The organism is Streptomyces sp. NPDC005931 (genome assembly GCF_042871235.1).
Taxonomy (GTDB): domain Bacteria; phylum Actinomycetota; class Actinomycetes; order Streptomycetales; family Streptomycetaceae; genus Streptomyces.
On record NZ_JBIAIG010000004.1, the window covers coordinates 447,712 to 471,486 of the forward strand.

At 73.0% G+C, this 23,775-nt stretch carries 24 protein-coding genes; 8 read left to right on the forward strand and 16 right to left on the reverse strand.

The features are described 5' to 3' along the window. Positions 1 to 65: 65 nt before the first annotated feature. Together ACFYOV_RS13110 and ACFYOV_RS13115 are read left to right on the forward strand one after the other, a co-directional pair. Positions 66 to 1,343 carry a thymidine phosphorylase gene (locus ACFYOV_RS13110; RefSeq protein ID WP_389087090.1) on the forward strand — a complete coding sequence of 426 codons (1,278 nt, stop codon included), beginning with the start codon at positions 66 to 68 and terminating at the stop codon, positions 1,341 to 1,343. A gap of 96 nt (positions 1,344 to 1,439) precedes the next feature. Next, a complete protein-coding gene (locus tag ACFYOV_RS13115; RefSeq protein WP_389086515.1) occupies positions 1,440 to 1,592 on the forward strand; it encodes a hypothetical protein in 153 nt (50 codons plus the stop codon). Positions 1,593 to 1,743: 151 nt separating this feature from the next. On the opposite strand, the gene ACFYOV_RS13120 is transcribed toward ACFYOV_RS13115, so the two are convergent. Further along, on the reverse strand, positions 1,744 to 2,664 hold the full coding sequence (locus ACFYOV_RS13120; RefSeq protein ID WP_389086518.1) for an AEC family transporter: 921 nt from the start codon (positions 2,662 to 2,664) through the stop codon (positions 1,744 to 1,746). Between the two features lie 160 nt (positions 2,665 to 2,824). On the opposite strand from ACFYOV_RS13120, the gene ACFYOV_RS13125 reads away from it, so the two are divergent. Continuing rightward, a complete protein-coding gene (locus ACFYOV_RS13125) occupies positions 2,825 to 3,211 on the forward strand; it encodes an STAS domain-containing protein (protein WP_389086520.1) in 387 nt (128 codons plus the stop codon). Here ACFYOV_RS13125 and ACFYOV_RS13130 read toward each other — a convergent pair. Beyond that, positions 3,095 to 4,108 carry a sigma-70 family RNA polymerase sigma factor gene (locus tag ACFYOV_RS13130; protein WP_389086523.1) on the reverse strand — a complete coding sequence of 338 codons (1,014 nt, stop codon included), beginning with the start codon at positions 4,106 to 4,108 and terminating at the stop codon, positions 3,095 to 3,097. The two genes, ACFYOV_RS13125 and ACFYOV_RS13130, sit on opposite strands and share 117 nt — an antisense overlap. Before the next feature lie 141 nt (positions 4,109 to 4,249). Beyond that, complete coding sequence (locus tag ACFYOV_RS13135; protein WP_389086525.1) at positions 4,250 to 5,533, reverse strand: MFS transporter; 1,284 nt, start codon at positions 5,531 to 5,533, stop codon at positions 4,250 to 4,252. Between the two features lie 63 nt (positions 5,534 to 5,596). Between ACFYOV_RS13135 and ACFYOV_RS13140 the strand changes: the two genes are divergently transcribed. Continuing rightward, on the forward strand, positions 5,597 to 6,577 hold the full coding sequence (locus ACFYOV_RS13140; RefSeq protein ID WP_389086528.1) for a LysR substrate-binding domain-containing protein: 981 nt from the start codon (positions 5,597 to 5,599) through the stop codon (positions 6,575 to 6,577). 60 nt (positions 6,578 to 6,637) lie between these two features. On the opposite strand, the gene ACFYOV_RS13145 is transcribed toward ACFYOV_RS13140, so the two are convergent. Next, on the reverse strand, positions 6,638 to 7,399 hold the full coding sequence (locus ACFYOV_RS13145; protein ID WP_389086529.1) for an alpha/beta hydrolase: 762 nt from the start codon (positions 7,397 to 7,399) through the stop codon (positions 6,638 to 6,640). Positions 7,400 to 7,512: 113 nt separating this feature from the next. On the opposite strand from ACFYOV_RS13145, the gene ACFYOV_RS13150 reads away from it, so the two are divergent. Next, positions 7,513 to 8,670, forward strand: a complete 1,158-nt coding sequence (locus tag ACFYOV_RS13150) for an adenosine deaminase (protein WP_389086531.1) — start codon at positions 7,513 to 7,515, stop codon at positions 8,668 to 8,670. A 138-nt stretch (positions 8,671 to 8,808) separates the two neighbouring features. Next, positions 8,809 to 9,129, forward strand: a complete 321-nt coding sequence (locus tag ACFYOV_RS13155) for an ATP-binding protein (RefSeq protein WP_389086534.1) — start codon at positions 8,809 to 8,811, stop codon at positions 9,127 to 9,129. A gap of 111 nt (positions 9,130 to 9,240) precedes the next feature. On the opposite strand, the gene ACFYOV_RS13160 is transcribed toward ACFYOV_RS13155, so the two are convergent. The 5 genes from ACFYOV_RS13160 to afsQ1 all read right to left on the reverse strand — a co-directional run bounded on the left by ACFYOV_RS13160 (position 9,241) and on the right by afsQ1 (position 13,422). After that, positions 9,241 to 9,441, reverse strand: coding sequence for a PspC domain-containing protein (locus tag ACFYOV_RS13160; protein ID WP_389086536.1), 201 nt, complete (start codon positions 9,439 to 9,441; stop codon positions 9,241 to 9,243). 61 nt (positions 9,442 to 9,502) lie between these two features. Further along, positions 9,503 to 10,084 carry a VanZ family protein gene (locus ACFYOV_RS13165; protein WP_389086538.1) on the reverse strand — a complete coding sequence of 194 codons (582 nt, stop codon included), beginning with the start codon at positions 10,082 to 10,084 and terminating at the stop codon, positions 9,503 to 9,505. A 154-nt stretch (positions 10,085 to 10,238) separates the two neighbouring features. Beyond that, positions 10,239 to 10,829 (reverse strand): hypothetical protein, encoded by a 591-nt coding sequence (locus ACFYOV_RS13170; protein WP_389086541.1) that lies wholly within the window; start codon positions 10,827 to 10,829, stop codon positions 10,239 to 10,241. A 281-nt stretch (positions 10,830 to 11,110) separates the two neighbouring features. Continuing rightward, positions 11,111 to 12,748 (reverse strand): ATP-binding protein, encoded by a 1,638-nt coding sequence (locus tag ACFYOV_RS13175; protein ID WP_389086543.1) that lies wholly within the window; start codon positions 12,746 to 12,748, stop codon positions 11,111 to 11,113. Further along, a complete protein-coding gene (gene afsQ1, locus ACFYOV_RS13180) occupies positions 12,745 to 13,422 on the reverse strand; it encodes a two-component system response regulator AfsQ1 (protein WP_389086546.1) in 678 nt (225 codons plus the stop codon). The genes ACFYOV_RS13175 and afsQ1 overlap by 4 nt, the downstream gene beginning before the upstream one ends. Before the next feature lie 243 nt (positions 13,423 to 13,665). Between afsQ1 and ACFYOV_RS13185 the strand changes: the two genes are divergently transcribed. Beyond that, a complete protein-coding gene (locus ACFYOV_RS13185; protein WP_389086548.1) occupies positions 13,666 to 14,439 on the forward strand; it encodes a SigE family RNA polymerase sigma factor in 774 nt (257 codons plus the stop codon). Positions 14,440 to 14,655: 216 nt separating this feature from the next. On the opposite strand, the gene ACFYOV_RS13190 is transcribed toward ACFYOV_RS13185, so the two are convergent. The 4 genes from ACFYOV_RS13190 to deoC all read right to left on the reverse strand — a co-directional run bounded on the left by ACFYOV_RS13190 (position 14,656) and on the right by deoC (position 19,377). Continuing rightward, positions 14,656 to 15,300, reverse strand: a complete 645-nt coding sequence (locus tag ACFYOV_RS13190; RefSeq protein ID WP_389086551.1) for a uridine kinase — start codon at positions 15,298 to 15,300, stop codon at positions 14,656 to 14,658. Between the two features lie 639 nt (positions 15,301 to 15,939). After that, positions 15,940 to 16,989: an aldehyde dehydrogenase family protein gene (locus ACFYOV_RS13195; RefSeq protein WP_389086553.1), complete on the reverse strand. Its 1,050-nt coding sequence runs from the start codon at positions 16,987 to 16,989 to the stop codon at positions 15,940 to 15,942. Next, positions 16,982 to 18,415: an aldehyde dehydrogenase family protein gene (locus ACFYOV_RS13200; protein WP_389086556.1), complete on the reverse strand. Its 1,434-nt coding sequence runs from the start codon at positions 18,413 to 18,415 to the stop codon at positions 16,982 to 16,984. Before ACFYOV_RS13200 ends, ACFYOV_RS13195 begins: the two co-directional genes overlap by 8 nt. Before the next feature lie 5 nt (positions 18,416 to 18,420). Then, a complete protein-coding gene (gene deoC / locus ACFYOV_RS13205) occupies positions 18,421 to 19,377 on the reverse strand; it encodes a deoxyribose-phosphate aldolase (RefSeq protein WP_389086559.1) in 957 nt (318 codons plus the stop codon). A gap of 168 nt (positions 19,378 to 19,545) precedes the next feature. Here deoC and ACFYOV_RS13210 point away from each other — a divergent pair, with 168 nt between their 5' ends. Beyond that, positions 19,546 to 20,253, forward strand: a complete 708-nt coding sequence (locus ACFYOV_RS13210; RefSeq protein WP_389086561.1) for a PH domain-containing protein — start codon at positions 19,546 to 19,548, stop codon at positions 20,251 to 20,253. A 109-nt stretch (positions 20,254 to 20,362) separates the two neighbouring features. Here ACFYOV_RS13210 and ACFYOV_RS13215 read toward each other — a convergent pair whose 3' ends face one another. The 3 genes from ACFYOV_RS13215 to ACFYOV_RS13225 all read right to left on the reverse strand — a co-directional run bounded on the left by ACFYOV_RS13215 (position 20,363) and on the right by ACFYOV_RS13225 (position 23,715). Then, a complete protein-coding gene (locus ACFYOV_RS13215; RefSeq protein WP_389086563.1) occupies positions 20,363 to 21,994 on the reverse strand; it encodes a phospho-sugar mutase in 1,632 nt (543 codons plus the stop codon). A gap of 341 nt (positions 21,995 to 22,335) precedes the next feature. Continuing rightward, positions 22,336 to 23,160: a purine-nucleoside phosphorylase gene (locus ACFYOV_RS13220; RefSeq protein WP_389086566.1), complete on the reverse strand. Its 825-nt coding sequence runs from the start codon at positions 23,158 to 23,160 to the stop codon at positions 22,336 to 22,338. A 105-nt stretch (positions 23,161 to 23,265) separates the two neighbouring features. Beyond that, positions 23,266 to 23,715 carry a gamma-glutamylcyclotransferase gene (locus tag ACFYOV_RS13225; protein WP_389087093.1) on the reverse strand — a complete coding sequence of 150 codons (450 nt, stop codon included), beginning with the start codon at positions 23,713 to 23,715 and terminating at the stop codon, positions 23,266 to 23,268. Between the last annotated feature and the right edge of the window lie 60 nt (positions 23,716 to 23,775).

Sequence of the window (23,775 nt, forward strand, 5' to 3'; positions counted from 1 at the left end):
CCCTCTGCTTCGCTCAGAGGGGCCGCGCACTTTCTGAACGTTCGGAAGGAAAGCCAGCCATGGCCATGGATGCCATCTCCGTCATCCGCACCAAGCGGGACCGCGGCGAGCTCAGCGACGAGCAGATCGACTGGGTGATCGACGCGTACACCCGCGGCGAGGTCGCCGACGAGCAGATGTCCTCGCTCGCCATGGCGATCCTGCTCAACGGCATGAACCGGCGCGAGATCGCCCGCTGGACGGCCGCCATGATCGCCTCCGGCGAGCGCATGGACTTCTCGTCCCTGTCCCGCCCGACCGCCGACAAGCACTCCACGGGCGGCGTCGGCGACAAGATCACCCTGCCCCTGGCCCCGCTGGTCGCGGCCTGCGGCGCGGCCGTCCCGCAGCTCTCGGGCCGCGGCCTCGGCCACACCGGCGGCACCCTGGACAAGCTGGAGTCGATCCCCGGCTGGCGCGCCCTGCTCTCCAACGAGGAGATGCTGCACGTCCTGGACACCACCGGCGCGGTGATCTGCGCGGCCGGTGACGGCCTGGCCCCCGCCGACAAGAAGCTGTACGCCCTCCGGGACGTCACCGGCACGGTCGAGGCCATCCCCCTGATCGCCTCGTCCATCATGTCCAAGAAGATCGCGGAGGGCACCGGCTCACTGGTCCTGGACGTGAAGGTCGGCACCGGCGCCTTCATGAAGACCCTGGAGGACGCCCGCGAGCTGGCGTCCACGATGGTGGGTCTCGGCACCGACCACGGCGTGAAGACGGTCGCGCTGCTCACCGACATGTCGACGCCGCTGGGCCTCACGGCGGGCAACGCGCTGGAGGTCCGCGAGTCGGTGGAGGTCCTGGCGGGCGGCGGCCCCGCCGACGTCGTGGAACTGACCGTCGCCCTGGCCCGCGAGATGCTCGACGCGGCCGGCGTCAAGGACGCCGACCCGGCGAAGGCCCTGGCCGACGGCTCCGCGATGGACGTCTGGCGCCGCATGATCGCGGCGCAGGGCGGCGACCCGGACGCGCCGCTGCCGGTGGCCCGGGAGCAGCACGTCGTCACGGCCGGCGCCTCCGGCGTCCTCACCCGCCTCGACGCCTACGACATCGGCATCGCCGCCTGGCGCCTCGGTGCGGGCCGCGCCCGCAAGGAGGACCCGGTGCAGGCCGGCGCGGGCGTGGAGATGCACGCCAAGCCCGGCGACACGGTGACCGAGGGCCAGCCCCTCCTCACCCTCCACACGGACACCCCGGAGCGCTTCGAGTACGCCCTCCGGGCTCTCGACGGCTCCTACGACGTCGCGGCCCCCGGCACGGACTTCACCCCGACCCCGGTGGTGCGGGAGCGTATCGCCTGACCTGCGGTTTCCCTTCGCGGGTGAACGGGATCGGTGGACCCCCACCGATCCCGTTCGGCATGCTGGACTCGGTGACGCACCGAGGGGAGACCCGCCATGAGCGCACTCACGGTGAGCCAGGACCCCGAGCAGAGCAGAGCCGAGCAGAGCTGGGACGACCTCGTCCGGTTCTGGGAGGGGATGGAATGGCCCGAGGGCAGCAAGGTGGAGATCATCGAGAAGATCATCACCGTGTCACCTGCTCCGTGATCCCCGATCTTCCGGACCCTGGCGGTGGCTGTGCCCTCGCGTCCGGGCATGTTCATCCCGGACCTGAGCAGCGTGAGGTTCGGGGAGCCGATCGAGCTGCCCGCGCCCTTCGACCTCGTGATCGACACCGCCGAGTTCCCCGAGAACCGACTCAGCCCAGCACCGCCGCGACCACCACCAGCACCGGTACCGACGCCACCGTCGACACCAGGATCGCCTCGCGGGCCAGCGTCTCGCCGACGCGGTACGTGCTCGCGTAGGTGAAGAGGTTCTGGGCGGCGGGGAGGGACGCCGTCACCACCACGTTGAGCAGGGCCGCGCCCCGGAGGCCGAAGACGCCCGCCGCCAGGGCCCAGGCCACCGCCGGCTGGCCCAGCGACTTCAGGGCCACGGCGAGCAGGACCGCCCCGCGCTCGCCGCCGCGCAGGGGCAGGGTGCTGCCGCGCAGCGAGATGCCGAAGGCCAGCAGCACCGCGGGTACCGCCATGTTGCCGATGAGGGTCACCGGATCCAGCACCGGGCCCGGGATGTCGATCCCGGACGCCGACACGGCCACCCCCGCCAGCGACCCCACCGCGATCGGATTGCGCAACGGCGTCAGCAGCCGCCGCCGCAGCGGCCTCTTCTCCCCGGCGGTGGACAGGTCGAGGATCGTCAGCGTGACCGGTGTGACCCCCACGAGCTGGAACAGCAGGACCGGTGCCACCAGCGACGCGTCCCCGAGGACGTACACGGCGATCGGGATGCCGAGATTGCCGGCGTTGACGTAGCCGGCGCACAGCGCGCCGATGGTGGTCCGGCCCACGCCCCAGCGGCGCGCCACACCCACCGCCACGAAGACGCCCGCCACCGCCGCCGTGCTCAGCGCCGTCACCAGGAGCCGGGAGGAGAAGACCACCGACAGGTCGGCCCGGGCCAGCGTCGTGAACAGCAGCGCCGGCGACGCCACATGGAACGCCAGCCTGGTCAGGACCTCGCTGCCCTGCCGGCCGAGATGCCCCCGCCGGCCGATGACATAGCCGACCGCGATGACCACGGCGATCACCGCGAATCCGCTCAGCACCCCCTGCACGGCGGCTCCTCACCGGGGAGCACGGCACCGGACAGCGCGGGCGGCGATGATCTGTGGCACATGCGGCCAACCCTCCGGGCCGCGCCGCACCCGGGTCAATGTGATTCCCGACGTGGTCCCCGACGGCGCGGGCCGCCACCGGGCCCAACCCCTGCCCGCGATGAGTTCCGCGCCCCCGCCCGGTCTACCGGTCGTGGACGCCATGACACCGCCCGTACTCGTGCTGCGCGGACCCGTCACCCGGGACGAGGTGAGCGGGCCGTGCGACGCGCTGCGAGCCCTGCTGGAGAGAAGCGCGGGCCCGGTGGTGGTGTGCGACGCGGGCGGGCTGGGGCCGCCGGGGCTCGCCGCAGTGAACCTCGTCGCGCGGCTCCAGCTCACCGCCCGGCGGGCCGGCGGCCGGATACGGCTGCGCGACCCCGATCCCGGCCTATGCGCCCTGCTCGACCTCGTCGGCCTCCTCGTCGAGGTGGAGGGGCAGCCCGAAGAGCGGGAACCACCGCTTGGTGTCGAGGAAGCAGTGGAACCCGGTGATCCGGCCGCCTGACGTCTCCAGCACCTGGACCGCCCACGGGGTGAACCCGCCGGCCTCCGGGTCCGGCTTGTACTGGGCGAAGCCGGGCAGCCCGTTGACCTGCACGGGCACCAGCCGGGAGCCCGCGCACGGCGCACCGAGCGTGGTCATGAAACCCGTGATGTCCGGGGCGCCGGTCAGCCACAGGTCGAACGGGGGCATCGTCATGACGGCGTCCTCGTGCAGCAGCTCCGTGAGCGCCGACATGTCGTAGCCCTCGAAGGCCGCCACATAGCGCTCCAGGAGCTTCTGCTGCTCCTCGTCCAGCGGATCGGAGACCGACGCGTCGGCGCCCGGCTGCTGCCGTTCGGCGAGCGTCGCCCGGGCTCGCTGCAGGGCGCTGTTGACCGACGCCACCGAGGTGCCCAGCAGCTCGGCGACCTCGCTGGCCCTCCAGGCCAGCACCTCCCGGAGGATGAGCACCGCCCGCTGCTTGGGCGGCAGCTGCTGGAGTGCCGCCATGAACGCGAGCCGCACCGACTCCTTGGCGACCGCCGCCTCCGCCGGGTCGTCGGTCGTGGGCAGCACCCGGGCGTCCGGCATCGGCTCCAGCCAGGTGTTGTCCGGACGCGGCGACAGGGCCGCCTGCGCGAGCGGCGTCGAATCCGTCAGGTCCATCGGCCGGGCCCGCTTGTTCCCTGCCGTCAGCATGTCCAGACAGACGTTGGTCGCGATGCGGTACAGCCACGAGCGCAGGCTGGAGCGGCCCTCGAACTTCTCGAAGCTGCGCCAGGCGCGGATCATCGTGTCCTGCACCGCGTCCTCCGCCTCGAAGGAGGAGCCGAGCATCCGGTAGCAGTAGCCGGTCAGCTCGACGCGGTACCGCTCCAGTGCCGCGTCGACGTCCGTCGTGGTCGCGGTGTCGCCCATCGTCCACCCACCCCTGTGGCCGTTCCTGTGTGCGCTCTTTCGTCCAGCACTTCGGAAGCTACCGCAGCCCACTGACAATGGCCCCCGGAGCGGGAAGACCTGCAGGTCACGGGGCGTACGACCAGCACCGGCGCCCGTGCTTCAGGCCGGGCGGGCGGTCCGTCGCGCCGCCCGCGAGCCCAGCACCGTGATGCCCACGACCCCGCCGACGGCCAGCACACCCACGCCCACCGTTCCGGCCCAGCCTCCGGCGTGGAACGCCATCGCGCCGACCGTGCTGCCCACGCTGGAGCCGACGTAGTACGCCGACTGGTAGAGCGCCGCCGCCTGGGCCCGTCCGTGCGTGGCCGTCCTGCTCACCGCCGAGGACGCCACCGCGTGCCCCGCGAAGAACCCCGCCGTGATCAGCACCAGGCCCGGCAGCACCATGGACAGCGAGTCCGCCAGCGACAGCAGCAGGCCCGCCGTCGTGGTGCCCCCGGCCAGGTACAGCGCGCCCCGGCGGCCGAGGCGGCCGACCAGCCGGCCGGCCGACGACGCGGACACCGTGCCGACCAGGTACACCAGGAAGATCGAACCGACCACACCCTGCGGCAGGCCGAACGGCTCCTCCGTCAGCCGGTAGCCGATCACCGTGTACACGCCGCCGAACACCGTCATGAACAGCGCGCCGATCGCGTACAGCCGACGCAGCAGCGGGTCGGCCAGGTGGGCGCGTACCGTGCCGAGGAGCACCCGGGGCCGCAGCGAGCCCCGCACGAAGTGCCGCGGCGCCGGAAGCAGGAGCCGGAAGGCGACCGCGCAGCCCACGGCGATCACGCCGAGCACCGCCAGCGCGAACCGCCAGCCGAACTCCTGCGCCACCCAGCCGGTGACGACCCGGCCGCTCATCCCGCCCACACTGTTGCCCGCGACGAACAGCCCGATCGCCGTGACCAGCGCCTGGGGCCGCACCTCCTCCGCGAGATACGCCGTCGCCGACGCAGGCACCCCGGCCAGCGCCGCGCCCTGCACCGCCCGCAGGGCCACCAGCGCCGTCAGCGAGGACGCGAACGGCACCACCAGCGCCACGGTCACCGCCACCGCCAGGGACGCCGTCATGACTGTACGGCGGCCGTAGCGTTCGGACAGGGCGCTCATCGGAAGGACGAACAGCGCCAGCCCGCCGGTGGCGGCGGCCACGGTCCAGCTCGCCCCGCCCGCCGTCACGCCCAGGTCCGCGGAGATCAGCGGCAGCAGCGCCTGGGTGGAGTACAGCAGGGCGAAGGTCGCCACCCCAGCGAGGAAGAGGGCGAGGCTCATCCGGCGGTAGCCGGGGCCGCCCGGAGCCGACCGGGAGTCGGCGCCGGAGCCGGTGGAGTCGGTGCTGGGACGGAGGGAGGCGGCGCCCACGACGGTGGACGCCCCGGTACTGGCGGGAGACATGCCTCGAACCTACGGAGGCCCCGGCTGATCCGTCCAATGCATGGATTCGCCATAATCGTTCCCATGGCGCATCAGCAGAGGTCACCGGCGCGGCTGTCACCGTCCGGTGACGCACGAGACACGGCCCGCACGGCGGACGCGGCGGAGATGGCCCTGGTGCTGGCGCCCCGCCTCGCCTACTTCGCGGGTGTCGCCCGCACCGAGCACGTCACCCGTGCCGCCCTGGAGATGCAGGTCCCGCAGTCCACCCTGTCCCGGGCCATGGTCCGCCTCGAACAGGACCTCGGCGTCGACCTGTTCGCCCGTCACGGCCGCACCGTCTCCCTCACCCCGGCCGGCCGCGCCTTCCTCGCCTCCGTCGAACGTGCCCTCGCCGAGATCGAGCGCGCCGCCGAAGAAGTGCGCGCCGACGCCGACCCCGCCACCGGCAAGGTCGCCTTCGGGTTCCTGCACACCATGGGCGCCGAGACCGTGCCCGGCCTGATCCACGCCTTCCGCGCGGACCACCCCCGCATCCGCTTCAGCCTGGTCCAGAACTACGGCGAGGCCATGCTGGAACGCCTCCGCGCGGGCGAACTCGACCTCTGCCTGACCTCCCCGGTCCCGGACGCCCCCGACCTCGTCGCCCGCCGTCTCGACGAACAGAAGCTGCGCCTGGTCGTCCCCGCCGACCACCGCCTCGCCGGCCGCCGCCGCATCCGCCTCGCCGAAGCCGCCGACGAGACGTTCGTGACCCTGGAACCCGGCTACGGCCTGCGCCGCATCACGGACGACCTCTGCAAGGAGGCCGGCTTCAAACCCCGCGTCGCCTTCGAGGGCGAGGAGGCGGAGACCCTGCGCGGCCTGGTGGCCGCCGGCCTGGGTGTCGCCCTCCTGCCGCCACCGGCCGTCCCCCGCCCCGGGGTCGTGGAACTGACGGTCACCTCCCCGAGAGCGGCCCGCGAGATCGGCGTGGCCTGGCCGGCGGGCCGCCCGGACACGCCCCCGGTGGCGGCCTTCAAGAAGTTCCTGCTCTCGAGACGGGGCAACCTGCTGCCCGGCTGAGGGAACACCGCGCCCCGAAGGGAGTCGTGGACCGGGCGGGCGACCGGAACCGCCCCGTCCCTACCGCCGCAGCGACTTCCCGAACCCCACGGCCAACGGCATCCGCAGCCCCAACGGCGGAGGCGCCGCCAGGGCGTCCTGCACCGGACGCGAGAAGGGCCTCCCGAACAGCACCCCCATCACGAAGTCCTCGGCCAGGGCGAGCACTTCGTCTCGGTACTGGTGCAAGCCGTGTCCGTCGGAGTGCACTTCGAACCGGCACACGTCCCGGTTCGCCTTCTTCGCCCGCGCCGCCAGCCGGAACGACAGCTCCGGATCGGTCCGCGCGTCGTTGGTGCCGTGCACGATCAGCACCCGCCGCCCGACGAGCTGCTTCACCGGTTCGGGTGGTGCCGCCACGTCGTCCTCCGGCAGCCAAGGGGCAAGGGCCAGCACCGAGTTGACGGCCTCGTGCCCGGCCGCGCGCAGTGCGGCCCGGCCGCCCATGCCGAAGCCGGCGAGGCAGACGGGGACGTCCCCGTAGCGCCGTACGACCTCGTCGGCGGCCCAGGAGGCGTCACGGGCGAGATGCGCCTCGCTGCCGTTCCAGCCCCGGTAGCGGTAGTGGACGACATGGGTGACGAGACCCGCGTCCCGGCCCGCGCGGGTGAGCCGGCGCCCCAGGGCGCGTACGGAGGCGGTCGCCCACAGGGGGGACGGTCTGCGGCCGGAGACCTCCTCGCCGCCGGGGAGCAGCAGCACCACGCCGCTCACCGCCGTCGGCTCGGGACCGGGCGCCCTCCCCAGCCGGGCCCTGCGAACCGGCGTCGCTTGCTGTGCCATGACAGAACAGTGTCAGAAGCAAGGGTGTACTCCACCCGTCCGTGCGGTCACCGTTACGTATCGACGGATTCGTACACCGGGCGATCTACGCGCGTAGGAGTTAGAGTGCGGAAATGACGAGCCAGATGACCGCGAACACCCCGACAGCGGACCAGATCCGCCGGGCACCCAAGGTTCTGCTGCACGACCACCTCGACGGCGGGCTGCGCCCCGGCACCGTCGTCGACCTGGCCCGTGAGACCGGCTACGCACAGCTCCCCGAGACCGACCCCGGCAAGCTCGGACTCTGGTTCCGGGAGGCCGCCGACTCCGGCTCGCTGGAGCGCTATCTGGAGACCTTCTCGCACACCGTCGGCGTGATGCAGACCCGCGACGCGCTGTTCCGGGTCGCCGCCGAGTGCGCCGTCGACCTCGCCGAGGACGGCGTCGTCTACGCCGAGGTGCGCTACGCCCCCGAGCAGCATCTCCAGGGCGGGCTGAGCCTCGAGGAGGTCGTCGAGGCGGTCAACGAGGGCTTCCGGGAAGGGGAACGGCGCGCGAGGGAGCGGGGCCTGCGCATCCGCGTGGGCGCCCTGCTCACCGCGATGCGGCACGCCGCCCGCGCCCTGGAGATCGCCGAACTCGCCAACCGCTACCGCGACCTGGGTGTCGTCGGCTTCGACATCGCGGGCGCCGAGGCCGGTTACCCGCCCACCCGGCACCTCGACGCCTTCGAGTACCTCAAGCGGGAGAACAACCACTTCACGATCCACGCCGGGGAAGCGTTCGGACTGCCGTCCATCTGGCAGGCGCTCCAGTGGTGCGGAGCCGACCGGCTCGGGCACGGGGTGCGCATCATCGACGACATCCGGGTCCGCGAGGACGGCATGGTCGAGCTCGGGCGGCTCGCCTCCTATGTCCGGGACAAGCGGATCCCGCTGGAGCTGTGCCCCAGTTCCAACCTCCAGACCGGTGCCGCCAGCTCCTACGCCGAGCACCCCATCGGCCTGCTGCGCCGGCTGCACTTCCGGGCCACGGTGAACACCGACAACCGGCTCATGTCGCACACCAGCATGAGCCGGGAATTCGAGCACCTTGTCGACGCGTTCGGTTACACGCTCGACGACATGCAGTGGTTCTCCGTCAATGCGATGAAATCAGCGTTCATTCCTTTCGATGAACGACTGGCCATGATCAATGACGTGATCAAGCCCGGATACGCCGAGCTGAAATCCGAATGGCTGTTCCGTCAGACGGCTTCCACCAGCGGTTCCTCGGTCTCGGACGGCTGATCGGGGAGTTCACGCACACACGGAATGCGGGCGGCGTTCACTATCCGTCCGCATTTCGTTGTTTGCGGCGGGCGGTGTCGCGTGTTTACGGTCGCAGGACCGCTCACATTCCCTCATCCCCTTCAGAGGACGCATTTCATGAAGCAGTCTGCTGCCAAGACCCTCGGTGTCGCCGCCCTCGGTGCCGCCTTCGCCGCCGCCGGTGCGGGGGCCGCCAGCGCGGCTCCGGCGCTGCCGGACACCGCCCCGGCCCTGGACACCGTCAACCACGCCCTCCCCGCGGAGAACCTCCCCGGCGCGGTGCCCAGCACGGACCGCGTGCTGGAGCAGGGGCAGGACGTGGCCGGCGGTCTGACGGACGCTCGGTCGCAGGCCGAGGAGCTGGTTCCGGCGGGCACGACGGCGCCGGTCGCCGGTCTGCTCGGCGGCATGCCGGTCAACGGGCACTCGCTCGCCTGAGCCGGCCGGGCAGATACACGGGACCGATGGGGCGCCCCGAGCCCGGGGGCGCCCCATCGGCGTACCCGGGGAGGCGGGAGCGGTGCCACGCGCGGGGCCCGCGCCCCGGCCTCACCAGGCCGGTCGGCTCTTGTTCTCCGACGGCAGCAGGATCCACAGCGCTATGTAGAGCAGGAACTGCGGGCCGGGGAGCAGGCACGAGACGAGGAAGATCACCCGCATGGTCGTCGCGGAGGTGCCGAAGCGGCGGGCCAGGGCGGCACACACTCCGCCGATCATGCGGTCGTCGGTGGGGCGGGCGAGGCGGGTCATGTCGGCTCCTTCGAGAGCGGAAGCGAGGCCGCCCGTCCGGCTGCCTCATCTGCCCTCCACGTTACGGAGACGAAGGGGGCAAAGCATCACTCCACGGGGCGATCCCGACCCTGGCCATCGTCGGGGTCCGACCCTGAGTCGGCTCCGGGGGCGCGGGCGGGGTCACGGCCCGGCGCGCGGCCCGGCGGCGCAGCCAGGAACGGCCCGCGGGCACCAGGGCGAGGTGCGTGAGGGCCACGCCCGTCGTGTTCAGCAGCAGCGAGTCGATGTCGACGACCTGGCCGGGCACCGCGGTCTGGAGCAGCTCGATGCCCAGGGACAGCAGGGCGGCGGCGGCCGTCGTGCGGATCAGCGAGCCCAGCCGCGAGACGGCCAGCCGGCCACCGGCCATCGGGAGCAGCACGCCCAGCGGCGCGAGCAGGGCCATCGCCTCGGCCATCCGCCGGGCCCCCGCCATCCAGCCCAGCGCGAAGTCGGCGCGGATGCCGTCGAGCGGGCGCAGATTGGCCGGCATCACCCAGGGAACGTCCAGGGGGCGCAGCGTGAACCAGGCGACGAACGCCAGATGCGCGGCCAGGAGGAGACCTCCCGTGACACGGATGCGGAACGCGGCGGTGCCGCCGATGGGGCCTTGACGCTGCACGCCCCCCTAGACGCGGGCCCCGGCACGATCGGTTCCGGGTCGTCACGCGTTGTCCGGGTGAGGGATGCACCACACAACCCCGCACGGGGCGGCCGGCCGACCGCCCCCCCAGCGCGTCTCGCACCCGGCGGGACTCGTCGGGGGAAGCGTGCTCCTATCCCTCGGTCACCTTCCTCGACGGAGGCTCCTTGGTGCCGGGGCGGGCCCGGACCTCGTCCGTGCACTCGTAGCGGCGCGGCTCGTCGTCGGGGCCGCCCAGGACCACCGAGCCGTCGCCCTCGGCCGCGGCCGAGGCGGAGAACGTGCAGACGACCTGAGCGAGGGCGTACGAGGTGAGGCCGCTCGGGGCGGAGCTCAGCCGCAGGGCGTCCTCCGGGTCACCGGGCCGCGGACCCCGCACGGTCAGTCCGCCCCGCACGCTCGTGGTGTAGCCGGCCTGCTTCTCGTCGGCCGACGGGGGCACGGACAACTGGTCCAGCAGCCCCTGCGCCACCAGCAGGCGCCGCCCGGAGTCCGTGGCACCGTCCGGCACCCGCACGGTCCGGTCGACGGCCACCAGGGAGGATCCGCACAGCAGGAACACCTGCACGGGAAGGCCGCGCGCGGACTGCGTCGAGACGTCCGGCTCACCGAGCGTGCAGCGCACCCGTGACGGCGCCGGTCCGAAGTCCGTCGGCACCTCCGTGGCCCGGATCCCGCACCCGGCCAGCAGCACGGCGAGCACGGGCAGCCCGACCAGTCCCACGAGCCGCCGCACACCCGACGACGGCCCGCCCGACGACTGCGCGCCGGTCGGTCGCTCACCCGGGGCCCGGCCCCCGGCGGTCCGTCCCCCTGCGACCCGCGCTCCCTCGGGCCGCCGACCGGCGCTCGCCCGCGACCCGGCCGGCCGCTCGCCGGCGCGGAGCACGCCCACCGGTTCCTCGTCCGTCCGCCGTGCCCGCCGTACGTTCGTCCGCCGCACGTCCGTCCGCCGTACCTTCCGTCGTCCGTTGGTCTCTCGTGCGCCCGTCCGCCGTACGTTCATCAGGCGTCCTCCTCGGCGCCCTCGCCCTTGCGCCGGCCGGCGGTCCGGTCGGTCCGGCCCGCCGTGCGCTCCTCGTCCCCGGCGCCCCGCTCCGTCAGCGCGGACGCGTCACGGGGCAGCCGCAGCGTGAAGACCGCCCCGCCCTCGGGGGAGTTGGCCGCGGTGATCTCCCCGCCGTGGATGTGGGCGTTCTCCAGGGCGATGGACAGGCCCAGGCCGCTGCCCTCGGACCGCGGCCGGGAGGCGCTGGCCTTGTAGAAGCGGTCGAAGACGTGCGGCAGGACGTCCTCGGGGATGCCGGGTCCGTGGTCGCGCACCTCGATGACCACCTCGCCCCCGTCCTCGGCGCCCTCCTCGCGGGTCTCCCGCACCGCCACCCGCACCGGTGAACCCCCGTGCTTGAGCGCGTTGCCGATGAGGTTGGCCAGGATGACGTCCAGCCGCCGTGGGTCGATCCGGGCGTGGATGCCGCGCTCGGCGTCCAGGTCGACCGCGTCCAGCCAGGCCCGCGCGTCGATGCACGCGGTGATCTGGTCGGCGATGTCGACGTCGTCCAGCACCAGGCGCGCGGTGCCCGCGTCAAAACGGGTCACCTCCATCAGGTTCTCCACCAGGTCGTTCAGCCGCCGCGTCTCGCTGACCACCAGCCGGACCGCGGGCTCGATCATCGGGTCTATGCCGCCGCCCTCGAACTCCAGCTCCTCCTCCAGCACCTCGGTCACCGCGGTGATCGCGGTCAGCGGAGTGCGCAGCTCGTGGCTCATGTCGGCGACGAACCGGCGGGACGCCTCGTCGCGCGCGGCCATGTCGGCCACCCGTTTCTCCAGCGCCTCGGCCGCCTTGTTGAACGTCCTCGACAGATCCGCCAGTTCGTCCGTCCCCGACACCCTGAGCCGGGTGTCCAGCTTGCCCTCGCCGAGCCGCCGGGCGGCCACCCCGAGCCGCTGCACCGGCTTCAGCACGGTTGTCGCGGCGGCCTGCGCGAGCAGCGCGGAGCCGATCAGCGCGAGCCCGGTGGCGATCCCCAGCGACCAGGCCAGCGAGTTGAGGTCCTTGGCCTCCGGCTCCAGCGACTTCAGCATGTAGCCGGCCGGGCCGCCACCGATCATCCGGGTGCCCGCCACCAGGTAGGGGGTGTCGTCGTCGACCGTCCGCTGCCAGTAGAGGTGGTACGCGTGCTTGTTGTGCGAGGTGATCTTCTGCCGCTTGTCGACCGCCTCGCGCAGCGATCGGGGAACGTCCTGCAGGGAGAAGCCGTTCAGTCCGCCGGAACTGCCGTAGACCGTGCGGCCCTCGGGGTTCTCGGCGACCAGCAGCACCGTGAAGTGCTGGCCGCTGCCGGCCATCTGGCCGGCGGTGTGCTGGAGTTCGTCCTGCGTGGGGTGCTCGGGCAGCGCGCCCGCGCGGTTCTGCATCTCCTGCTCGAAGTCGCGCAACACCGCGTCCTGGGCGCGCGTGAGCACCGCCTCGCGGTTCAGCCAGTACGCGATCCCGGACGCCGACACCGCGGCGGTGAGCGCGACCAGGCCGAACACCAGGACCAGCCGCAGGCGCAGGCTCGTGAGGCGCAGCCGCGACCAGACTCCCGTGCGTGCCGCGGACCAGCCGCGGGACCCCCCTTGGTGCTCCTGTGTCACTGAGGCGGATCCAGCCGGTAGCCGACACCCCGCACGGTACGGATCAGCGTCGGGGACGACGGCACGTCCTCGACCTTGGCGCGCAGCCGCTGGACGCACGCGTCGACCAGGCGCGAGTCGCCGAGGTAGTCGTGCTCCCACACCAGCCGCAGCAGCTGCTGACGGGACAGTGCCTGCCCCGGCCGGCGGCTCAGTTCCAGCAGCAGCCGCAGCTCGGTCGGGGTGAGCTGGAGGTCCTCGCCGTTCTTGGTCACGGTCATCGCCGAGCGGTCGATGACCAGGCTGCCGAAGGCCGCCGAGTCGCTGGACTCCCGCTCGCCGCGCCGCAGCACCGCGCGGATCCGGGCGTCCAGCACCCGGCCCTGCACGGGCTTGACCACGTAGTCGTCGGCACCGGACTCCAGACCGACGACGACGTCGATGTCGTCGTTGCGCGCGGTCAGCAGGATGATCGGCAACTGGTCCGTGCGCCGGATGCGCCGGCACACCTCGAAGCCGTCGATGCCGGGCAGCATCACGTCCAGCACGATCAGATCCGGCCGCTGCTCGCGCAGCAGCTTCAGACCGTCCTCACCGCTGGCAGCGGTCGCCACCCGGTGTCCCTGGCGCGTGAGTGAGAGCTCCAGGGCCGTCCGGATGGCGTCGTCGTCCTCGATCAGCAACAGGGAAGGCACGCGCTCATTCTGGCCCATGGAGGGCCCCCCGGACGACCCGTGGAGGCAGATGCCCGTTGGGCCCGGATAAGGGCGGCTACGTGCACGGACGCCTGTGAACACTCTGTGCCCACGGTGTGCCGGACCCCTGTGACACGGCTGTGACAGTCGGCGGACACGGCCATGAAGTCGCCGCGGCAAGCTTTTCGGCACAGGCAGGACAGCAAGGAACACACACCGGAAGTCCACGACGGGGGGCGCGAGATGAACACGCTGCACGGCACCAGCACCAGCGCAGTGGTCACGCGTCTGCACGACGTGCACAGGGGCAGCGAGAAGTCCGGCGCTGACGGGGGGCCCTCCCGCGCGAGCGTTTTCGAGCGTGGGGGAGCGCGGGGGTGCGCTCGCAGCACCGGGCGTCAGCACACCGCCTACATGACGGTGGTTGACGCGCCCACGGGGGAAGCGCACGGGGGTACCGCGTACGGGGAGGGCACGGGGGAGCGCCGCTCGGTGTCGGAGGCGGAGTTCACCGCCTACGTCCAGGAGCGCCGCGCCTCCCTGTACGCCACCGCCTACCACCTGACCGGTGACCGCTTCGAGGCCGAGGACCTGCTCCAGAGCGCGCTGTTCTCGACCTACCGGGCATGGGACCGGATCAGCGACAAGGCCGCGGTCGGCGGGTACCTCCGCCGCACCATGACCAACCTGCACATCAGCGCCTGGCGGCGCCGCAAGCTCAACGAGTACCCGACCGAGGAACTGCCGGAGACGGCCGGTGACACGGACGCGATGCGCGGCACCGAGCTGCGCGCGGTCCTGTGGCAGGCGCTGGCCCGGCTGCCCGAGCTCCAGCGCACGATGCTGGTCCTGCGCTACTACGAGGGCCGCACCGACCCGGAGATCGCGGAGATCCTCGACATCAGTGTCGGCACGGTGAAGTCCAGCATCTGGCGGTCGCTCCGCCGGCTGCGCGAGGACGAGGTCCTCAGCTTCGGCCGTGACGAGGAGAACGCCTTCGGCGAACTGGTCGCCTGAGGCCGGGGGGACCCCGGGGGGGACACCCGGGGGGAACGGGGAGTCCCCTGAGGGGGAACGAGGTACGGGGGAACGGGGAACGGGGGACCGCGGCGGCGCTGGGGGGCGTCACCGCAACACGGGGGGGACCACGGGGGAGCACAAAGGAGCGGGACTGGAGGGCCGGGGGGCCCGTCCGGTCCCGCTTTCGTGCGGGTGGGCGGAACCGCTCCGGCGCTACGCGGGCGCGGTGGTCGTGCCCGTCACGGCCCGTCCGCGGACCGCCGCGGTGGCCAGCCGGCCCAGTGCCTCGTCCCGGTCGCAGGCGTAGGCACCCAGCGCCGTCTGGCGGGCGATGATCGACCGCTCCAGCCGCATCAGCCGCCAGCCGCGGCGGAGCAGGAACGGCACCGACTTGCGGCCCTCCTTCAGGTCCCGCACGAACCGGCGCCGGAACGTCTTCACCGGCCCCCGGCTCAGGCACAGCGCGTCGGCCAGCAGACCGAGTTCGCGGCACCGTGTGACGATCTCCGCGGCGAAGATCCCCTCGGCGATGAAGAGCGGGGTGGCGCCGATGTCGACGGTCGCCTCGCCGGTGCGGGCGCTGAGCGCGATGTCGTAGACGGGGACGGGTGTGCGGCCCGTACGGCACAGCCGCTCGATCGCGGCGACCGCGATGTCCGCGTCCCAGGAGCCGGGATGGTCCCAGTCGATGTCGGAACTGCCCGCCACCAGCGGCAGCGTCGGATCGTCGCCCTCCTTGTAGAAGTCGTCGAGGCGCAGCACCGGGAGGCCGGAGCGGGCCGCGAGGAGGGACTTGCCGGAGCCGGAGGGGCCGCAGAGCAGCACGACTCGCGCGGATATGGGCGACTGGGAACTCACGGAACACCAGTCTGAGGCATCGAACGGGTTCCGTACGACCCCGGACGCCGGCTTTGCCGCGCGCGTCACATCTCCGGCACGCCGCGCGTCGACCCGATCACCCACCGTATGCGCTGGGTGGCAGCGGCGGGGACCCGTCACGCCTGACGCGGGCCGCCGACGGCCCGACACGCCCTGGGCCGTCCTCGCGGCCGACGGGAGTGTGCTCGGGGCGGGTGCCACGGCGGCAGCAGCAGCGCGCACCGAGTCGGCCGGCACCACGTCCGGGCGACCGTGCCCGGCATCACGTCCGGGCACGGCGAGGCCGCCCCGCAGAGCCGGTGCGCAGCCGCGTCTCCCGGGGACGCCGAGCGCCGGTGTCGGCGAGGCCGGCCGTCCCCCACGCGGCGGGACGCCGGCCGGCAGGGCCGGTGAAGCCGGCACGATCGGCCGTTGTCCCGGACCCGGTCTCCGCCCGCGGGCCCGGCCCGGCCGCCCGAGCGCCGTCGGTGGGCGGCGCCACGCCGGGCGTCGGTGGGGCGGGGCGGCTGGGAGGCCGAGCACCGGCGCCGCCCGTGCGCTGGACGCCCGGGCGCCGAAACCCTCCCCGGTGCGGGAGGAGCGCGGCGCCCGGAGGTGCGCAGCGGTGGGACGGAGCGGTCAGTACGACGAGCCCGAGGCGCCCAGGGAGCCCGTCGGGTGCCAGACCGTCTTCGTCTCCAGGAAGGCCGTCATCCGGTCCGTGCCCGGAGCCGCCGACCAGTCGTCCACAGGCTGTGGACGCAGGACGCGCTTGAGGTTGTCCGCCGCCGCGATCTCCAGGTCCTTCGCGAGCGCCTCGTCGGCGCCCGCGAGGTCGATCGCGTTGACGTCCTGGTGCGCGGCGAGCGGTGCGGCGATCTCGGCCGTGCGGCCCGAGAGCACGTTGACCACACCGCCGGGCAGGTCGGAGGTGGCCAGCACCTCACCCAGCGACAGCGCCGGGAGCGGGGACCGCTCGCTCGCCACCACGACCGCCGTGTTGCCGGTCGCGATCACCGGGGCGACCACCGAGACCAGGCCCAGGAACGACGAGTCCTGCGGGGCCAGTACGGCCACCACGCCCGTCGGCTCGGGCGAGGAGAGGTTGAAGTACGGTCCCGCGACCGGGTTCCCGCCGCCCACGACCTGCGCGATCTTGTCGGTCCAGCCCGCGTACCAGACCCAGCGGTCGATCGCCGCGTCCACCTGGGCGGCGGCCTGCGGCACCGGCAGGCCCTCCGCGTCGGACACCTCCCGGACGAACTGTTCCCTGCGGCCCTCCAGCATCTCCGCGATGCGGTAGAGGATCTGCCCGCGGTTGTACGCCGTGGCGCCGGCCCACGCCCCGAACGCCTTGCGGGCGGCGACCACCGCGTCACGGGCGTCCTTGCGGGACGACAGCGGAGCGTTGGCGAGCCATGTGCCCTGTGAGTCCGTCACCTCGTACACCCGGCCGCTCTCGGAACGCGGGAACTTCCCGCCGACGTACAGCTTGTAGGTCTTGAAGACGGAGAGACGGGCGGTGCCGTCCGCGGGGCCGGGGCGGCCCGCCGAGCCGGTCCGGCCGGACTCAGCCGCCGGGTCCGGCTCGGCCGTCGGCTCCGGCTTGTTCGCCCTGCCGCTCTTCGCCGCCTTCTCGATCTTGCCGGCCTTCTCGGCCTTCTCGATCTTCTCGGACTTCTCAGACATCGAGGTACGCCTCCAAGCCGTGGCGGCCGCCCTCGCGGCCGAAGCCCGACTCCTTGTAGCCGCCGAAGGGCGAGGTCGGGTCGAACTTGTTGAACGTGTTGGACCAGACGACGCCCGCGCGGAGCTTGTTCGCCACGGCCAGGATCCGGGAGCCCTTCTCCGTCCAGACGCCCGCCGACAGGCCGTACGGCGTGTTGTTGGCCTTGGCCACCGCCTCGTCCGGGGTGCGGAAGGTGAGCACCGACAGCACCGGGCCGAAGATCTCGTCCCGGGCGACGGTGTGCGCCTGGGTGACGCCGGTGAACAGCGTCGGGGCGAACCAGTAACCCGCCTCGGGCAGTTCGCAGGCCGGGGACCAGCGCTCGGCGCCCTCGGCCTCACCCCGCTCGACCAGCGAGGTGATGCGGGTGAGCTGCTCCTCGGAGTTGATCGCGCCGATGTCGGTGTTCTTGTCCAGCGGGTCGCCGAGGCGCAGCGTGGAGAGCCGACGCTTGAGCGCGTCGAGCAGCTCGTCCTCGATCGACTCCTGGACCAGCAACCGGGAGCCCGCGCAGCAGACCTGGCCCTGGTTGAAGAAGATCCCGTTGACGATGCCCTCGACGGCCTGGTCGATCGGGGCGTCGTCGAAGACGATGTTGGCGCCCTTGCCGCCCAGCTCGAGCGTCAGCTTCTTGCGTGTGCCGGCGACGGTCCGCGCGATCTCCTTGCCGACGGCCGTGGACCCCGTGAACGCCACCTTGTCCACGTCCGGGTGGGCGACCAGCGCGGCGCCCGTGTCGCCGTAGCCCGGCAGGATGTTGACCACGCCCCTGGGCAGGCCCGCCTGGCGGCAGATGTCCGCGAAGAAGAGCGCCGAGAGGGGGGTCGTCTCGGCGGGCTTGAGGACCACCGTGTTGCCCGTCGCGAGCGCCGGGGCGATCTTCCACGCCAGCATCAGCAGCGGGAAGTTCCAGGGGATGACCTGGCCGGCGACGCCGAGGGGTCGCGGGCGGGCGCCGAAACCGGCGTGCTCCAGCTTGTCGGCCCAGCCCGCGTAGTAGAAGAAGTGCGCGGCGACCAGGGGCAGGTCGGCGTCGCGCGTCTCCCTGATCGGCTTGCCGTTGTCCAGCGTCTCCAGGACGGCCAGCTCACGGCTGCGCTCCTGGATGATCCGGGCAATGCGGAACAGGTACTTGGCGCGCTCGGAGCCGGGCAGCGCGGACCACCGCTCGAAGGCCTTGCGGGCGGCCGCCACGGCACGGTCGACGTCCGCCTCGCCCGCGCGGGCCACCTCGGCGAGAACCTCCTCGGAGGCGGGGCTGACGGTCTTGAAGACCCTGCCGTCGGCCGCGTCCGTGAACTCGCCGTCGATGAACAGGCCGTACGACGGCGCGATGTCGACGATCGACCGCGACTCGGGAGCGGGTGCGTATTCAAAGGCTGTCATCGTGATCAGTCCACCGTCACGTAATCGGGGCCGGAGTAGCGGCCGGTCGCCAGCTTCTGGCGCTGCATCAGCAGGTCGTTGAGCAGGCTCGACGCGCCGAACCTGAACCAGTGGTTGTCCAGCCAGTCCTCGCCGACGGTCTCGTTGACCAGGACGAGGAACTTGATCGCGTCCTTGGTCGTGCGGATGCCGCCGGCCGGCTTCACGCCGACCTGGACGCCGGTCTGGGCGCGGAAGTCGCGGACCGCCTCCAGCATGAGGAGCGTGTTCGCGGGGGTCGCGTTCACCGCGACCTTTCCGGTCGAGGTCTTGATGAAGTCCGCCCCGGCCAGCATGCCGAGCCAGCTGGCGCGGCGGATGTTGTCGTACGTCGAGAGCTCGCCCGTCTCGAAGATGACCTTCAGGCGGGCGCTCGTCCCGCAGGTCTCCTTCACGGCGGTGATCTCGTCGTACACCTTCATGTAGTTCCCGGCGAGGAACGCGCCGCGGTCGATGACCATGTCGATCTCGTCCGCGCCGGCGGCGACCGCCTCCCGGACGTCCGCCAGCTTGACCGCGAGCGCGGCCCGGCCCGCGGGGAAGGCGGTGGCGACCGAGGCGACCTTGACCGGGGAACCGGCGACGGCCGCCTTTGCGGTGGCCACCATGTCGGGGTAGACGCACACCGCGGCCGTGGCGGGCGTGGTGCGGTCGGTCGGGTCGGGGCGGACCGCCTTCGCGCCGAGCGCCCGGACCTTGCCCGGGGTGTCCGCGCCTTCCAGCGTCGTCAGGTCGACCATCGAGATGGCGAGGTCGATGGCGTACGCCTTCGCGGTGGTCTTGATCGAGCGCGTGCCGAGGGAGGCGGCACGCGCCTCCAGACCGACCGCGTCGACGCCGGGCAGCCCGTGGAGGAAGCGGCGCAGCGTGCTGTCGGACGCGGTGACGTCGCTGAGAGCGTGTGCAGGTGCAGTGGTGGGCATGGTCACAAGCCGAGCATATCTACGCGCGTAGCGGCTGTACAGGGCTCCCGGGTATCTCGTCGGTCCCGGTGGCCTCCACCGGTGGTTGCGGCAGACCCGTCCCTCGCGCGTCCGGTCGGCGGCGACCGGGTACGAGCGGGTGCCCGGGCGTCGTGCAGAATCGGGGGCATGACGTCCCCCGAGCACCAGTCGCCAGGTCTCCCGGAGCCCTCCTCGCAGCACAGGGACCGGATCCACCGGTCCGCCCCGGGCATCGCCGGAGGTGTGCTGCTGCTCGCCGTCGCCGGATGGCTCGGCGTCGACGCGGTGACCGCCGGGGAGGGGCGCGCCCCGTGGCTGGCGCTCGCCGCGCTGCTCCTCGTCGTGCCGCTGGTCGTGGCCTTCACCGTGCGCCCCGCCGTGTTCGTCGACGACGACCGGCTGCGCGTCCGCAATCCCTTCCGGGTGATCGTGCTGCCCTGGGGCCGGATCGCCGACCTGCGGTCCGGTTACTCGAACGAGGTCCTCACCGAGGCCGGTACCAAGTACCAACTGTGGGCCCTGCCCGTGTCACTGCGGGCCCGCAAGCGGGCGGCGCGGCAGGAGATGCGGGCGACGGGCGAACGCGCCCAGGGCGTCGACGTCGGCAGGGCGGGACGGCCGCCGAGTACGGGCGGGGCGTTCCGGCGCGGGGGCGCCTCGGCCTTCTCCGGTGGCGGCGACGGGCCGCTGCGGGCGCCGAACGACCGGGTCATGGACGAACTGCGCGGGCTGCACGAGGCGCGGCGCGGGGTGGAGTCGGCGCAGGGCGAGGTGAGCGTGCGGTGGGCCTACGAGGTGCTGGTCCCGGCGGCGGCGGGGGCCGTGTTGCTGGGGGTCCTGCTGGGGCTGGGGTGAGGGTTCCCCCGGGCTGAGGTTTCCGCCGGGTGCGGATTTCCCTCCGGGGGAGGCACCTTCGGCGGCGTTCGCGGGGGTGCCCGCTCGGGGCACCCCCGGGTGCTCGCGGTCAGATGCCGGCTGCCTCGGAGAGGTCCCGCTTGATCGCCGTCAGCAGCTCCGTCGCCTTCGCGCGGGCCGTGGGCAGGTCCGCCTTCGCCGCCACCGGGACCACGACCTCGAGGTAGCACTTCAGCTTCGGTTCGGTGCCGCTCGGGCGGACGATCACCCGGGCGCCGTCCAGGGTGTAGCGCAGGCCGTCCGTGGGCGGGAGCCGGTCCGTGCCCCGGGTGAGGTCCTCCGCGTTCGTGATCCGCAGGCCGGCCAGTTCGGTCGGGGGGTGCTCGCGCAGGCGGCGCATCGCGGACGCGATGAGGGACAGGTCCCGCACCCGCACCGAGAGCTGGTCGGTGGCGTGCAGGCCGTGCTCCACGGCGAGGTCGTCGAGGAGGTCCAGGAGGGTGCGGCCCTCCTCCTTGAGCTCGGAGGCCAGCTCCGTGAGCAGCAGGGCCGCGGTGATGCCGTCCTTGTCGCGCACGCCGTCGGGGTCCACGCAGTAGCCCAGCGCCTCCTCGTAGCCGTAGCGCAGGCCCTCGACGCGGGCGATCCACTTGAAGCCGGTCAGGGTCTCCTCGTAGGGGAGCCCGGCCCTCTCGGCGATGCGGCCGAGGAGCGAGGACGACACGATCGACTCGGCGAACGTGCCCGTCGCCCCGCGGCGGACCAGGTGGGCGGCGAGCAGGGCGCCGACCTCGTCACCGCGCAGCATGCGCCAGTCGGTGCCGTCCTTGACGGCCGCGGCGCAGCGGTCGGCGTCCGGGTCGTTGGCGATGACCAGGTCCGGGTCGGTCTCGTGGGCCCTGGCGAAGGCGAGGTCCATCGCCCCGGGCTCCTCCGGGTTGGGGAACGCGACGGTCGGGAACTCCGGGTCGGGCTCGGCCTGCTCGGCGACGAGGTCGGGGGCCGGGAAGCCGGCCCGGGCGAAGGCGGCGAGCAGGACGTCCTTGCCGACGCCGTGCATCGCCGTGTAGACCGTGCGGGCGGTGCGGGGGGAGTCCTTGGCCAGGACGGCGTCCGTGCGGGCGAGGTAGGCGTCCAGGACGGCCTCGTCGAGGACCTCCCAGCCCTCGGTGGGGCGGGGGACCGTGGTGAGGGACGGTACGGCGGCGATCTCCGCGGCAATCTCCGCGTCGGCCGGAGGGACGATCTGGGAGCCGTCGCCGAGGTAGACCTTGTAGCCGTTGTCGCGGGGCGGGTTGTGGCTGGCGGTGACCTCCACGCCGGCGACCGCGCCGAGGTGCCTGATGGCGAAGGCGAGGACGGGCGTGGGGAGGGGGCGCGGAAGCACGGCCGCCCTGAGGCCCGCGCCGGTCATCACGGCGGCGGTGTCGCGGGCGAAGTCCTCGGACTTGTGGCGGGCGTCGTAGCCGATGACGACGAGGCCGCCGGCGTGGCCGTTCCTGGTGAGGTACGCGGCGAGGCCGGCGGCGGCGCGGATGACGACGGAGCGGTTCATGCGCAGGGGGCCGGCGCCGAGCTCGCCGCGCAGGCCGGCGGTGCCGAACTGGAGGGTGCCGCTGAAGCGTGCGGCGAGTTCGGCGTGGTCCTCGGCGTCGATGAGGCGGGCGAGTTCGTCACGGGTGTCCGCGTCGGGGTCCTCGGCCAGCCAGGCCCGGGCCCGTGCGATGAGGTCGTCTTGCACGTTCGGTCAGCCTCTCGTTGTGTCTGCGGCGCCTGTGCGGGTCTGTGAGGTGCGTGTCCGTGCCTGCGGCGCCACCGCGGGTTCGGCGGGGCCGGTGCGGCGCCCACCGGGTCGTTCGGGGTCGGGCCGGGGTGTCCGTTCTCGGTCCGGCGCGGAACCCGGCCGGCGCCGAACCGGTCGGCGGGGGAGCGGGTGGCGTGGACGCGCCGGTCGCTGCGGGCGGACACCCCCGTCCCGTCCCCCTCCCGACGTGCGCGGCACCGCCGGTGCCCCCTGCGGAGGGGCGCCGAGCGCCGTGCGGCCGTCCCGTACCTCCTGTGCTTCCGTGCCGGGCGCGGGGACTACAGGCGGCCCAGGACCTGGGCCAGGAGAGCGCCCATGCGGGTGGCCGAGTCGCGGCCGGCCTGCAGGACCTCCTCGTGGTTGAGGGGTTCGCCGGTCATGCCGGCGGCCAGGTTGGTGACCAGAGAGATGCCCAGGATCTCGGCGCCCGCCTCACGCGCGGCGATGGCCTCGAGGACCGTGGACATGCCGACCAGGTCCGCGCCGATGACGCGGGCCATGCGGATCTCGGCCGGGGTCTCGTAGTGCGGGCCGGGGAACTGGGCGTAGACGCCCTCCTCCAGGGAGGGGTCGATCTCCTTGCACAGCGCCCGCAGCCGGGGGGAGTACAGGTCGGTGAGGTCGACGAAGTTGGCGCCGACGATGGGTGAGGTCGCCGTGAGGTTGATGTGGTCGCTGATCAGCACCGGCTGCCCGGGGCGCATGCCCGCGCGCAGACCGCCGCAGCCGTTGGTGAGGACCACGGTCTTGGCGCCGGCCGCCACGGCGGTGCGGACACCGTGGGCCACGGCCGCCACACCACGGCCTTCGTAGTAGTGGGTACGGCCCAGGAACACCAGGGCGCGCTTGGCGCCGATGCGGTACGAGCGGATCTTGCCCCCGTGGCCCTCGACCGCCGGCGGCGGAAAACCGGGCAGCTCGGTGACCTGGAACTCGGCCTCGGGGTCGCCCAGGGCGTCCACGGCCGGTGCCCAGCCGGAGCCCATCACGAGGGCGACGTCGTGGATCTCGGCGCCCGTGAGTTCGCGCAGGCGCGCGGCGGCGGCGTCGGCTGCGGCGTAGGGGTCGCCCTGGATGTCGTCCGGAAGAAGAGAAGCGTTCACGCGAACGAGAGTAGCCGGTCTTCGCCTACGCGCGTAGATGTCAGGGCGCACCGGGTGGCGATCGTTGTCTTGTCGTTTCCGACGAAGAGGACCGGCCGGGCGCCGTCAGCAGGGGCGTTTGCGCAGTTCCATGACGTAGTCGTGGGGTGCGCCGGCGGATTCCGCCGCGTCGGCGATCTCGCCCAGATAGCGGGCGGAGGGCAGGCCGCCTTCGTAGGTGTTCAGGACGTACGCCCAGGCCCGCTCCTCGCCGTCCAGGGTGTGGACGCGCACGCGGGTGCGGCGGTAGATGTCCAGGCCCGTGCCCTCCCAGCGGTCGAGGGAGTCCTCGTCCATGGGGGCGATGTCGTACAGCGCCACGAAGACCTGGGCCAGGGGGTCCTCGACGATCGTGGCCAGGGCGCCCGCCCGCGTGCCGGGCAGGCCCCAGTTCTCGCCGCCGAAGGTCAGTCGCCACCCGTTCAGCCAGCCGGTGGCGCGCAGCGGCGAGTGCGGGGCGCGGCGGGACATCAGCCGCGCGTCGAGGTTGCCGGCGTACGCGGCGTAGAGCGACATGGGGGAGAGGGTACGGCAGCCGCCGCACGGGCCACTCGGGTAACGCCGGGGCCACGGCCG